Annotated in this window: 8 protein-coding genes; all 8 read left to right on the forward strand. The window is 60.8% G+C overall.

The features are described from left to right. The first annotated feature begins 75 nt into the window (after window positions 1-75). The 8 genes from ACWHVV_RS09660 (at window position 76) to ectB (ending at window position 12,923) form a co-directional block, all read left to right on the forward strand. On the forward strand, window positions 76-1,365 hold the full coding sequence (locus ACWHVV_RS09660; protein WP_447926062.1) for a nucleotide sugar dehydrogenase: 1,290 nt from the start codon (window positions 76-78) through the stop codon (window positions 1,363-1,365). 9 nt (window positions 1,366-1,374) lie between these two features. Beyond that, complete coding sequence (locus tag ACWHVV_RS09665) at window positions 1,375-2,196, forward strand: hypothetical protein (RefSeq protein WP_447926063.1); 822 nt, start codon at window positions 1,375-1,377, stop codon at window positions 2,194-2,196. A gap of 101 nt (window positions 2,197-2,297) precedes the next feature. Beyond that, window positions 2,298-4,148 (forward strand): autotransporter assembly complex protein TamA, encoded by a 1,851-nt coding sequence (tamA, locus tag ACWHVV_RS09670; RefSeq protein WP_447926064.1) that lies wholly within the window; start codon window positions 2,298-2,300, stop codon window positions 4,146-4,148. A 9-nt stretch (window positions 4,149-4,157) separates the two neighbouring features. Further along, window positions 4,158-8,573, forward strand: a complete 4,416-nt coding sequence (gene tamB, locus ACWHVV_RS09675) for an autotransporter assembly complex protein TamB (protein ID WP_447926065.1) — start codon at window positions 4,158-4,160, stop codon at window positions 8,571-8,573. 9 nt (window positions 8,574-8,582) lie between these two features. Further along, window positions 8,583-9,203, forward strand: a complete 621-nt coding sequence (gene msrA, locus ACWHVV_RS09680; RefSeq protein ID WP_447926066.1) for a peptide-methionine (S)-S-oxide reductase MsrA — start codon at window positions 8,583-8,585, stop codon at window positions 9,201-9,203. A 137-nt stretch (window positions 9,204-9,340) separates the two neighbouring features. Beyond that, window positions 9,341-10,723 carry a glutathione-disulfide reductase gene (gorA, locus tag ACWHVV_RS09685; protein WP_447926067.1) on the forward strand — a complete coding sequence of 461 codons (1,383 nt, stop codon included), beginning with the start codon at window positions 9,341-9,343 and terminating at the stop codon, window positions 10,721-10,723. A 238-nt stretch (window positions 10,724-10,961) separates the two neighbouring features. Next, window positions 10,962-11,543, forward strand: coding sequence for a diaminobutyrate acetyltransferase (ectA, locus tag ACWHVV_RS09690; protein WP_447926068.1), 582 nt, complete (start codon window positions 10,962-10,964; stop codon window positions 11,541-11,543). A gap of 105 nt (window positions 11,544-11,648) precedes the next feature. Next, window positions 11,649-12,923, forward strand: coding sequence for a diaminobutyrate--2-oxoglutarate transaminase (gene ectB / locus ACWHVV_RS09695; RefSeq protein ID WP_447926069.1), 1,275 nt, complete (start codon window positions 11,649-11,651; stop codon window positions 12,921-12,923). The last annotated feature ends 32 nt before the right edge of the window (window positions 12,924-12,955 follow it).

Genomic DNA, 12,955 nt, shown 5'->3' on the forward strand with positions numbered 1-12,955 from the left:
CGAAGCGCATGAAAAGGAACGCGTCATGACTCAAAAAGCCCTGTTTATCCGGCGATTGCGTTGGGAGCGTACCTAATGCGCGTATTACTCCACGGCAGTGAGCTCAGCGCTGCGACAGCGGCCGCGGCGCTTGCCTTCGTAGGCCACCGGGTCGATTGGCTGCTCCACGAAGACTCTCCCTGGGAGGCGGTTTCCGAGCGCGACTGGCTGCGCCGCGAGCCCGAGCTCATGGCGCATATCAGCCAGGCGCTCGACCAGGGCACCTTGCGTATCATCGATCAGTTGGACGATGCCGGCGCCACGGAGGTGATCTGGCTGGCTCTTTCGCCCAACCAGCGCCAGGCGGCGGACACCTTGATCGACGCGCTAACGTTTCAGGTGCCGCGGGTGGTGCTGGTAAATAATTCCACCTTCCCGGTGGGCGACACCGAGCGGCTGCACGCCTTGATGGGCGAGCAGCATTCGAGCGTGGCCCTCCCGGATACGCTGGAAGAAGGGCGCGCCTGGGAGTCCTTCACGCGCCCCACACGCTGGCTATTGGGCTGCGACGACGCCCAGGGCGAGCAGGTCATCCGCGAACTTCTGCGCGCGTTCAACCGCCGCCGCGACGTTTTCCAGCTCATGCCTCGGCGTGCCGCGGAGCTGACCAAACTTGCCATCAACGGCATGCTGGCCACGCGCATCAGCTACATGAATGAAATCGCCGGGCTTGCCGATACGTTAGGAGTGGATGTCGAGCACGTGCGCCAGGGCATGGGCGCCGACACGCGCATCGGCTTTGAATACCTGTACCCGGGGTGCGGTTTTGGCGGCCCGAACTTTTCCCGGGATTTGATGCGCCTGGCCGATGTCCAGTCGCAAAGCGGGCGCTACTCGGCGCTTTTAGAGCAGGTCGTCGACATCAACGAGCAGAAAAAAGAGACGCTGTTCAGAAAGCTCTGGACGTTTTTCGAAGGTGAGCTGACCGGCAAAACCGTCGCGATCTGGGGCGCGGCGTTCAAGCCCGGTACCGCGCGCATCGACCACGCGCCGGTCCTTACACTGTTGGAAGCGCTATTGGCTCAGGGGGTCAAGGTGAAACTCCACGACCCGGCAGCCACCCCGGCGCTTGCAGCGCTTTTGGGCGAGCGCGAGGACCTGACGCTTTACACCGGCGACCCTTACCTGGCCTGCGAAGACGCGGATGCGCTGATGCTGGTCACCGAGTGGAAAATCTATTGGAACCCGGACTGGCATCGCTTAGCCTCGTTGCTCAACGCTAAATTGGTATTGGATGGGCGCAACATTTTCGACCCTGCCTTCGTAGCCAGCTGTGGCCTACGCTATAGAGGGATTGGTCGTCGTGCCGACCCAACGACTCTTTGAGGATATTTCATGTCTGACGCCACCTCGTCCCAACGCATCGTGCCCGATGTGGACCAAAGCTTGAGCGCGCAGCACCTGCGCCACCGCCGCGGGCCAACCATCTGGCCTTTGTGGCTCATGCTGCTGCTAGTGATCGCGCTGCTGGGTGCGCTTGCAGCAGGGCTTTGGTTCGAGCGCGAGCGTCTATCGGGCGAGCTTAGCCGAGTAAGCGGGGAGGTTTCCAACCTGCACGCGCGGCTCGAGTCCGGCGATGTCGACGTCGTCGATACGGTCACCTACATGCAGGCGCAGATGACCACGCTGTTCCAGGAGCAGGAACAGCTTGCCCTGCGGCTGAGCAACACCCGGGAAGAGCTTTACGGTGTACTGACCGACGGCGAAGAGTTGGCCTCGGTCGAGTCGCTGGACGACCTACGCACAGACCTCGATCAGCTTCGCGAGGCCGCCGATCTTAACGACCGCCAGTTGGACGCCATTCGCACCTCGCTTGGCGCTCTGGAGCAGGCGGGAACCGCCGGCCGTCGAAATCTGGTGGAAGAGGTGGCTTACCTCGACCAGAGTACCGCCGAGCGCATCGCGGCACTTGAAGAGCAGCTCGCCCGGGAGAGCACCTCGATCGAGAACCAGTTCAGCCAGTGGCGTAGCGACTTCGACGAACAGCTGGCCGAGCTATCACAAAGGCCCCAAAACGATGAAGCGGGTATCGATCAACAAGCACTCGATAGCGCGACGGCAGAACTAAGCGAGCGTATTAGCGCGTTGGAGAGCGATGTGCGTCAGGTGCGCCAGGCGCAACTGGCGTTTAGTGCTCAAATGGAAATGCTGCGATAATTCGGCGCGCGACGTACTATATCGTCTACAAGTACTCTATCGTCTACACGTACTCTATCGCCTCACGCTTTTTCGCTGGCCTGGGTTAGGAAAGGACACACATGCAACGATACCGTCAGCGATTGGCCATCCCCGTCGCGCTGTTGGCAGCCACGCCGTTTTTGACGCTTAGCCCCATGGCGCGCGCGGTAGAAGCCGCCATTAGCGGCGTCACCGGGCCGGTACAAGAGAACGTTGACGCTTACCTGCAAAACATCGACGAAGAGCGCTATACCGACGTGCGTCTGGAAGGCGAGATCCGTCAGCGCGCCCAGGAAGCGCTGCGGGTTTTTGGCTACTACGAATCCGAAATCAACGTCGAGGTCGATCAAACCCCGGTGAGGGTACGAATCGAGCCGGGCCCGGCGGTACGCATCGAAACTCTGTCGATCGATATCCAGGGCGAAGCCAAAGATGACCCGACGTTTCAGGCGGCGCTGGACGCCTTTCCGCTCAGCGAAGGCGATGTGCTCAATCACGCCCCCTGGGACGAACTAAGCTCCGATTTCTCGGGCCTTGCGATCGAGCGCGGCTACTTTGACTGGGGCTTTACCGACCGGCGTATGGAAGTTCGCCCTTACCTTGAAAGCGCGCGACTCTACATGGATTTCGATAGCGGGCCACGCTATCAGTTCGGCAATACCGTCATCGTGGGCAGCCATATCCAGCCCGAACGGCTGCGACAGATGCGCGGCTTCGAGACCGGCGACCCTTATCTGGCGGAATCCGTGGCTCGTTATAGCCAGCGGCTGGGGGAAACCCGTTGGTTTAGCTCGGTCACCGTGCGCCCGCGGCTGCAAACCGCCCAGGAGCTGGTGATTGCACCAAGCGGCGGCGGGTCGCCCTGGTTCGACTCGGCCACCGCCTCCCAGCCCCAGCGCCCGCGGCTTTCCAGCGCGGCGTTCGCGAGTGCACTAAGCCTTGGCCAGCCGGGCAACAACCGCCTGCCGATCGACGTAACCGTCGAGCCTGCCGACCGCCACCAGTTCGAAACCGGTATTGGTTATGCCACCGATGTCGGCCCCAGGCTGCGTTTTGGCTGGCAGCAACCCTGGATCAATAGCCTGGGCCATAGCCTTAACCACGACCTTTACATTTCCGGGTCGGATCAGCGCTTTACCGGGGTGTATAACATCCCGCTGGAAGACCCGATTCGCGATAACTACCGGCTCCAGTACGGGATCCGTAACCGTGACGATAACGACACCCAGTCGATCGAAGGCACCATCGAGTTCGCCCGGCGCTGGGAGTTCGAAAACCGGTGGGTTCAGACACTTTACTTGCGTACCACCTACGAAGACTTTACCCAGGGCGGGCTCTCCGACGAGGTCTGGCTTTACTATCCCGGCATTCAATGGTCGCGTACGCGCACCCGGCCCGAGCGCTTCCCGCTTTGGGGCGACCGTCAGCAGCTCTCGGTGGAGTACTCGGATACCGCTTGGGGGTCGGACGCTCGCTTTGCCCGCGTGACCGGTGATACCGAGTGGATCCGTACCCTCAATGCGGACAACCGCTTCATAGCGCGACTCAGCGTGGGCGCTACCGAAACCGACGACTTCGACAAAATCCCGCCCTCGCTGCGCTTTTTTGCCGGCGGCGACCGCAGCGTGCGCGGCTACTCCTACGAGAGCCTGGCGCCGCGCAGTGAAGACGGGCTGCTACGCGGGGGCCAGCAAATGCTGAGCTCGACGCTCGAGTACCAGCGCCGGGCGACCGGCAACTGGTGGGGCGCTGCCTTCGTCGATAACGGCAACGCCTTCGACGATTGGGAAGCCGACGACCTGAAAACCGGGGCGGGCCTGGGCGTTCGCTGGGTATCGCCGGTCGGCCCCATTCGTTTTGACGTCGCGCATCCCTTCGACGATGACGACAACGATTACCGCTTACACTTCTCTATCGGCCCCGAGTTCTAGGAGCGCATTTTGGCAGACGTCGCAAAGAAAAAGCCGCGCAGCAAAAAGCGGCTCTCTTCTAGAACCCGCACCCGCTTGGCCATTTGGAGCCTGATCCGGCTTCTAATCCTCGTGCCGCTGTGGCTGTTTGGCCTGGTCGCGCTGATTTTGGGAACGGCGCTTTCTCCCTGGGGAACAGCGCAGATCTTCTCCCAGGCGGAGAAGCGCGGCTATATCAGCTTCGAGTCGCAGTCCGGGGAGCTGCTCGACGAGTTCACACTGCAAGGCTTTCGCCTGAACATCGGCGCGACCCGGGTCGCCATCGATGACCTGGAACTTCGCTGGGCGGACGACTGCCTGCTGTCCGGGCGGCTATGTATCGACACGCTGCGCGCCGACGGGGCGGATATCCGTATCGGCGCGAGTGACGATGAAACGCCGCCGCAAGAGAACCAAGAGCCGCTGCGCATTACGCTGCCTTTTCCCATCGAACTTCGCGAACTGGTACTGAACGACACCGCGGTGACGTTGGGGGACGGTACGCGTATCACGCTGGCGTCATTGACCAGCGCCGCCATCGCCGAGGAACAAAGCGTGCGTTTGGCGCCGACCGAGCTAAACCAGCCTCGCGTCTATTTGCCCCCGTCCCAAGGCGTGCGGCTCACCCAGAATACCGACACACCGCTCGAGGCCACCGGCATCGACGGGGCGATCGCCGTTCACGCGCCCCGGGATGAACGAGAGGCAACCGAAGACGAAGGCGGCGGGGTGCTGGTGAGCGAAAAAGGGCGAACGCAGCTGCCCGATATCACGCTCCCCATCGATGTCATCGTCGAAGAACTCGCCATCAACGACTTCGCCCTCGAAGGCGCCTTCGACTACCAGGTCGAGCGGCTCACGCTCGTGGGCTCGGTGGTCGAACACGATGTCGCGATCGATACCTTCTACGTGCTCACCCCGGACGCCGAAGTCGATCTTGCGGGCACTATCCGCCTGGCGGAAAGCTATCCCCTCGATCTAAACCTGGACACCACGCTTTACTTGCCCGAACGCTTTCCCGAGCTTAGCGGTAATACGCTGTCGCTTTCACTGTCCGGCTCGCTTGCCGAACTAAGCGGCGAGCTCGACACCGAAGGGCTGGTCAATGTCGTGCTCGATGCAAGCGTGGACGTACTCGACCCACGCTTTCCCTTCGATGTGCGCCTGCAAACCGAGCAATTGCAGTGGCCACCCACGCCGTCGGCAGACAGCGACGCCGAGCCCTTGACGGTGGAGAACCTGGATCTTCGCGCCAGCGGTAACCTGGAAGCGTTCACCGTGGTGCTCGACGCCGACGGTATCGAGGACACCAGGCTCGACGCGCGGGTCGATCTTGACGATCCGACGTATCCGTTCGACCTGCGTCTACGAAGCGAGCGGTTCCAATGGCCGCTGATCGGTGCAGACAACGCCGAAACCGACCCTATCGTCGTACAGAATCTGGATCTGCACGCCAACGGCGACCTGGAGGCGTTCACGGTAGTGCTCGACGCCGATGGAATCGAGGATACCCGTCTCGAGGCACGCATCGATATCGAAGATGCGAACTATCCGTTTACCGCTCGGCTTCAAAGCGAACGGCTACAGTGGCCCCTGATCGCCCCGGAAAACGCCGAGACCGCCCCTTGGGTCGTGCAGAATATGGACATGCGTGCCGAGGGTGACATCAACGCTTACACACTAGCGTTGGACGTGGACGGCCAGGGGCCGGAGGTGCCGCTTTTATCGCTGAACGTAGAAGGCAGTGGCGATACCGGCTCTTTTAGCTGGTCATCCCTTGCCCTTCGAATCGATGAAAGCCGGTTGGCAAGCCAGGGGCGGGTCAGTTGGGCCGACGCCATTGCGCTGGATACGCGGATTCGGCTGGATAACTTCGACCCCTCCCACTTCGTCGATGACCTCAACGGCTCCCTCGATGGAGATATCGAACTGGGCGTGCTGCAGCAGGGCAGCCGCTGGCTGATCGACCTGCCCGAACTCTCGATCGGCGGCGAACTCCAGGAGTACCCACTGACGCTGCAAGCCGCGCTGACCGCCAATACGGACCTGGAAGTCGATATCGACGAGCTGCTCTTTACCCAGGGCGAGAACCGTCTCACCGCCCAGGGCCAGGCAAGCCAGCAGGCGCTTTCGCTGGATGCGGACATTGCGCTCACCCAGCTGCAAACCCTGCATCCGGAACTTGCCGGCCGGTTGACCGGCGATATCCAGGCGCGGGGTAGCCTTAACGAGCCACGCCTTAACGCCGCGCTAACCGGTGAGGGCCTACGCTTTGCCGACAACGCCGTCGAGCGGTTGACGCTCAACGCCGATGTCACCGGCATCGACGATCCGCGTCTGGACGTCGATTTAGCGCTCGACCGCGTAATCGCCGGCGGCCAAACCTTCGAGCGCCTAAATCTGGCCCTGGACGGGCGGCTTTCTCAACATACGCTGTCCGTCGACGTAGAAGGCGGCGACGGCGCGATCATGAGCCGCGCACAGCTAGGCCTGGCAGGACGCTTCGATCAGGCAGACCAGCGCTACCAGGCCCAGGTAACGCCGCTGGAGATCGACTCCGAGGCCGGCAACATCCGCCTCGAGAGCCCGCTCGATGTGCGCTACAACCTGGCCAACGGCCAGGCGCGGCTAACTCCGTTCTGCTTGCGCCGGCTGGAAGGCGGACTGGTCTGTTCCACGGAGACGATCAATGCCTCGGCGGATCAAGGCCAGGCCGCCTTGACCGTGCGCGAAGTTCCCATGGAAATGCTCGAGCCGTTTTTGCCCGACGACTGGCGTCTTGAAGGTGACACGACGGCGGACCTGGGCCTTTCCTGGCGTCAGGGTGGGGCGCGCTGGCAGGCGAATGTCGAACTGTTGAGCGAGCTGGCCATTACCGCGATCAACGACTTTGGCCAGCCGGTTCAACTGCCGGTCATCGACCTGGACGCCCAGATTGAGGCCAACCAGTCGCTGGCTAACGCAAACGTCGTGCTTTCGCTTTCAGAAGCCGGCCGGCTCGCCCTCGACCTTACCGTTAACGACCCGATCGGCCAGGGCGGGCTCAACGGTGAACTGCGCGCCAGCAACGTCTCGCTCGAGCCTTACCTGCCGATGGTCGCGCAGCTCGACCAGTTACAGGGTGACCTGAACGGCAGCGTTCAAATCGGCGGTACCACGGCCCAGCCGGATCTTCAGGGCACCCTTGCGCTGCGGGGCGTTCGGGCGCGCGGCCCGGATATCCCGCTGGATATCGTGGATGGCGAGCTGGCCCTGCGCTTCGACGGCGGCCAGGGCTCTATCGACGGTTTCGTCGCCGCCGAGCGGGGCCGGCTCAACATCACCGGCGATGCCTACTGGCCCGAGGACGAGCAGTGGCGCATGGGTATCGATCTAAACGCGGTTCAGGAGCCGTTACTGGTGGTGCTTCCCCAGTTCGGCCGTCTGGAGGCCGCGCCGGATATTCGTATTCGCATCAACCCGGAGCTTCTTCAGATACGCGGTAACGTGGACATCCCCTGGGCGCGACTGGAAATCGGCCGACTGCCGGCCTCCGCCATTACCCCAAGCGGCGATGAAATCATCATTACCGAGCGCCAGGACCGCGAAGCCGAGCGCATTGCCCAGCTACGAGCCGCCAACGGCGAAGGGCCCAGCAGGACCGACGAACTCGCCCAAACCGGTATCGAGCTCGATATGCTGATCACTCTGACGCTTGGCAGCGATATGCAGCTAGCGGCCTACGGGCTCGAGTCCGGGCTATCCGGCGGCCTCGAAATCCGCCAGGATAACGGCATCCTGCAACTGTTTGGCGAGGTGAACCTGGTCGACGGGCGTTTCCAGGCCTTTGGCCAAGACCTGTTGATTCGCCGCGGCCAGCTGATCTTTAGCGGCCCGCCGGGCCAGCCGGTGCTCGATTTCGAAGCGATTCGTAACCCGGATGTGACCCAGGACGACGTAATCGCCGGGCTTAGAGTCACCGGCACCGCCGACGAGCCCAATGTCGCGATCTTCTCGGAGCCTGCCATGCCGGAAAGCAGCGCGCTCTCCTACGTACTGCGTGGGCGGGCACCGGATTCTTCCGGTGGCGGCGTCGACAGCGCCTTGACCACCGCGCTCATCGGTATGTCGCTTGGGCGTACCGGCGGCGCGGTCGGCTCGATTGGTGAAGCCTTCGGCATCAACGATCTGGCACTCGACACCACCGGAGCCGGCGACGACAGCCAGGTCGCCCTGAGCGGCCAGCTCACCGACGACCTCCGCATTAGCTACGGCGTGGGAATTTTCTCGCCGATTGCGGAACTAACGCTACGCTATACGCTTTGGCGTAATCTTTACGTACAGGCGGTTACCGGTACGAGTCAGGCGGTGGATCTGATCTACACCTTCTCGCGCCAGGGCTCGCCCAGCATATTCCCACGGCAATAAGAGGTGGCCATGACACTTTTTTCCAGAACTTCGACATCACTGCCAGGCCGTGATCAGCCGATCGAAACAAGCGACGTTCACGCCGTCAACGGCCAGTCGATCAAGGCGCCGTTTCCCGAAGGGTACGATGAAATCGTGCTGGGTATGGGCTGCTTTTGGGGGGTAGAGCGTCTGTTTTGGCAAACCCCCGGCGTATTCGTCACCGCCGCAGGCTACGCCGGCGGCGAGACGCCAAACCCCACGTACGATGAAACCTGCACCGGGCGCACCGGCCACACCGAGGTCGTGCGCGTGGTTTATGACCCGGCCAAAGTGACACTTGCCACGTTGCTGCAGATCTTCTGGGAAGGGCACGACCCGACCCAGGGCAACCGCCAGGGCAATGATATCGGCAGCCAGTATCGCTCGGCGATCTTCACGACCAGCGAGGCCCAGCTCGAGCAGGCGCGTCAAAGCGCCGAGGCGTTTCAAGCCGCGCTCGACGAACACGGCAAGGGTGAAATCACCACCGAGATAAGGCCGCTGGACACGTTCTACTACGCCGAGGGCTATCATCAGCAGTACCTGGATAAAAACCCGGGAGGCTACTGCGGGCTGAAAGGTACTGGCGTAACCTGCGCCATTGGCTAAGCTGGCTTCATCGTTCGACCGTTAAGGGCTCATCCCCTTCAAACGACGCTTTAACCGCTCGCTCAGACTCCCTTTGAGCGGGCGGCTTTCGTTATACCGTCAAATTTCGTTATACAGTCAAGTAGCAAGGAGTCCCTATGTCAGCGCAGGCTGAGTTCGATTACGACCTGTTGGTCATCGGCGCCGGTTCCGGCGGTGTACGCGCGGCGCGCACCGCCGCCGCCCAGGGCGCCCGGGTGGCGATTGCCGAAGACCGCTACCTGGGCGGCACCTGCGTCAACGTGGGGTGTGTTCCCAAAAAGCTCTACGCCTACGCCTCGCACTTTCGCGATAGCTTCGACGATGCAGCCGGCTACGGCTGGCACTTACCGGCAACGCCCACCTTTGATTGGCCGACGCTTCGCGACAACAAGTCCGGCGAGATCAAGCGGCTCAACGGTATTTACCAGCGCCTGCTCGAAAACGCCGGCGTGACCCTCTATAACGCCCGGGCCTCGGTCGTCGATGCCCATACCGTCTCGCTTGGCTCGGCCAAGGGCGATAGCCTGATCAGCGCCAAAAAGATCCTGGTGGCCACCGGCGGCTGGCCCTGGGTGCCGGATTTCCCGGGAAGCGAGCATACGATAACCTCCAACGAGGTGTTCGACCTCGACACGTTTCCTCAGCGCTTTCTGGTGCTCGGCGGCGGCTATATCGCCGTTGAATTCGCGAGCATCTTCAACGGATTGGGCAGTGAAACGCATCTGATCTATCGCCAGGAGCTCTTTTTGCGCGGCTTCGATAACGAAGTGCGCGAATTTACTCGCGACGAGATGAAGAAGAAGGGCGTCAATCTACATTTCTCTGCCAATATCGAGCGTATCGACAAACAAGAGGATGGCCTCAAGGTCACCCTGACCACCGGCGAGACACTCATCGTCGATACCGTGCTGGCCGCCACCGGGCGCAACGCCAATATCGAAGGCCTGGGCCTCGATAAATTGGGTATCGCGCTCAATGAAAGTGGCAAAATCACGGTCAACGAGCGCTTTGAGACCAACGTGCCGTCAGTATTGGCGCTGGGGGATCTGATCGATAGCCCGGAGCTGACCCCGGTCGCCATTGCCGAAGCGATGCAGATTGCCGAGATCCACTTTAGCGACTCGACCCCCGAGCCTTTGGACTACGAGCACGTGCCCACTGCGGTGTTCTGCCATCCCAATATCGGTACCGTAGGGTTGACCGAAGAGGCCGCTCGGGAGCGCTTTGCCCATATCCGCGTGTATCGCACGGATTTCAAACCCATGAAACATACGCTGTCAGGAAGCGACGAGCGCATGCTGATGAAGCTGGTCGTGGACGACGCAAGCGACGTCGTGGTCGGCGCCCATATCGTAGGCGAAGATGCAGGCGAGCTGATCCAGAACGTGGGCATTGCGGTGCGCGCCGGGCTCACCAAGAAGGATTTCGACCGTACCCTGGGGGTTCACCCCACGGGCTCGGAAGAGCTTGTCACCATGCGTACACCGTCGCGCACGTAACGTCCAATACCTCAATGAAACGTCAGTCAATCAAAGCGAGCGAAAGCTCGCTTTTTTTTACCACTTTTTTGAAGTTGGACTAAGCTTTTAACGGCCAGCTCTTATGGGCAACGTCTGCATAATCGAGCCATATATAATTAAAAATTATCAAACAGGGAGAAAAGCATAATATGCATTTTGAGTTATTAATAATTCGCTGTTATAGTAGGGCTCGAATTCGCAACGGCGAAGTAACACCATGAGCATGCCTTCAACATCTTTTACGCCTTCTTTCGACCTTGCCAGACCCACCGTGGCCGATGCGGTAGTGGGGAGCGAGCAGATGCCGCTCTACATTCGCAAGCCCAACGCCGACGACGGCTGGGGTATTTATGAGCTGGTCAAAGCCTGCCCGCCGCTCGATGTGAATTCCGCTTACGCTTACCTTTTGCTGGCGACCCAGTTTCGTGACACCTGCGCGGTCGCCACCAATGAAGAGGGTGAAATCGTGGGTTTCGTCTCGGGTTACGTCAAGGACAACGCCCCGGATACGTTCTTTCTATGGCAGGTGGCGGTGGGTGAAAAAGCCCGCGGTACCGGTCTTGCCAGGCGGCTGATCGAAGCGATCATGTCCCGCGAGGATCTGGGCGCTGTACACCACATGGAAACCACGATCACCCCGGACAATCTGGCGTCCTGGGGGCTTTTCCGGCGCCTGGCCGCACGCTGGCAGGCACCGCTCAATAGCCGTGAATACTTTTCGACCGAGCAGCTCGGTGGCGAACACGACCCGGAAAACCTCGTACGTATCGGGCCGTTTCAAACCGACAATATCGTTTAACTGGAGATCGCTTAGCCGTTACTCGATTGCTCGAGTAAGCCCTTGAAAATTCATTTAGCCGTCTCAAGGTTCTGAGACAGGTCATTCTCTGAAAGGGAGGTCAACATGCAGACCCAAACGCTTGAACGTATGGAATCCAATGTGCGTACCTATTCGCGCTCGTTCCCGGTAGTGTTCACCAAGGCGAAAAACGCGCGTTTGACCGATGAAGAAGGGCGCGAATACATCGATTTCCTCGCCGGTGCCGGTACGCTCAATTACGGTCACAACAATGCCCACCTCAAGGAAGCGATGATCGACTATCTGTCGTCGGATGGCGTGGTGCATGGCCTGGATATGTGGACGGCCGCCAAGCGCGACTACTTCGATACGCTGAACGAGCTGATTTTCAAGCCGCGCGGGCTCGACTACAAAGTACACCTGCCAGGCCCCACGGGCACCAACGCCGTCGAGGCAGCGATCCGCTTGGCTCGCGTTGCCAAGGGCCGCCATAACATCGTGACCTTCACCAACGGCTTTCACGGCGTCACCATGGGCGCGCTTGCCACGACCGGTAACCGCAAATTCCGCGAAGCGACCGGCGGCATCCCCACCCAGGGCGCAAGTTTCTTGCCCTACGATGGCTACATGGGCGAGCACGCCGACACGCTGGATTACTTCGAGAAGCTTCTGGGCGATAAATCCGGTGGGTTGGATATCCCGGCGGCGGTCATCGTCGAAACCGTGCAAGGCGAGGGCGGTATCAACGTGGCGGGCCTCGATTGGCTCAAGCGTTTGGAAAGCATCTGCCAGGCCAACGATATTCTTTTGATCATCGATGACATTCAGGCAGGCTGCGGGCGGACCGGCAAGTTCTTTAGCTTCGAACATGCGGGTATCAAACCCGATATGGTGACGAACTCCAAGTCGCTTTCCGGCTTTGGTCTACCGTTTGCTCACGTGCTGATGCGCCCGGAGCTCGACCAGTGGAAACCGGGTCAGTACAACGGGACTTTCCGTGGCTTCAACCTCGCCATGGTCACGGCGACGGCGGCGCTTAAAAAGTACTGGTCCAACGATACCTTCGAGCGTGATGTCCAGCGCAAAGGACGCATCGTCGAAGAGCGCTTCCAGAAGCTGGCCAAGCGCTTGTCTGACAGTGGCATGCCGGCCACCGAGCGCGGCCGCGGTCTAATGCGCGGTATTGACGTGGTTTCCGGCGATATTGCCGATGAAATTACCGCCAAAGCGTTCGAGCACGGCCTGATCATCGAAACCAGCGGCCAGGGCGGTGAAGTCGTCAAATGTCTCTGCCCGCTGACCATTAGCGATGAAGACCTCATTGCGGGTCTGGATATTCTCGAAAAATGTGTCGAAGCAGTGATCAACGAAAAAAAGTAACGCGGTAGACCCCGTTAAGCCACGCCCAAGAC

The organism is Vreelandella sp. EE27, assembly GCF_968206495.1.

Excerpts from the sequence above, each read along its gene's own strand:
- msrA (WP_447926066.1), top strand. The coding sequence starts at position 8,583 with ATGACACTTTTTTCCAGAACTTCGACATCACTGCCAGGCCGTGATCAG.
- ectB (WP_447926069.1), top strand. The coding sequence starts at position 11,649 with ATGCAGACCCAAACGCTTGAACGTATGGAATCCAATGTGCGTACCTAT.
- ACWHVV_RS09660 (WP_447926062.1), top strand. The coding sequence starts at position 76 with ATGCGCGTATTACTCCACGGCAGTGAGCTCAGCGCTGCGACAGCGGCC.
- ectA (WP_447926068.1), top strand. The coding sequence starts at position 10,962 with ATGAGCATGCCTTCAACATCTTTTACGCCTTCTTTCGACCTTGCCAGA.
- gorA (WP_447926067.1), top strand. The coding sequence starts at position 9,341 with ATGTCAGCGCAGGCTGAGTTCGATTACGACCTGTTGGTCATCGGCGCC.
- ACWHVV_RS09665 (WP_447926063.1), top strand. The coding sequence starts at position 1,375 with ATGTCTGACGCCACCTCGTCCCAACGCATCGTGCCCGATGTGGACCAA.
- tamA (WP_447926064.1), top strand. The coding sequence starts at position 2,298 with ATGCAACGATACCGTCAGCGATTGGCCATCCCCGTCGCGCTGTTGGCA.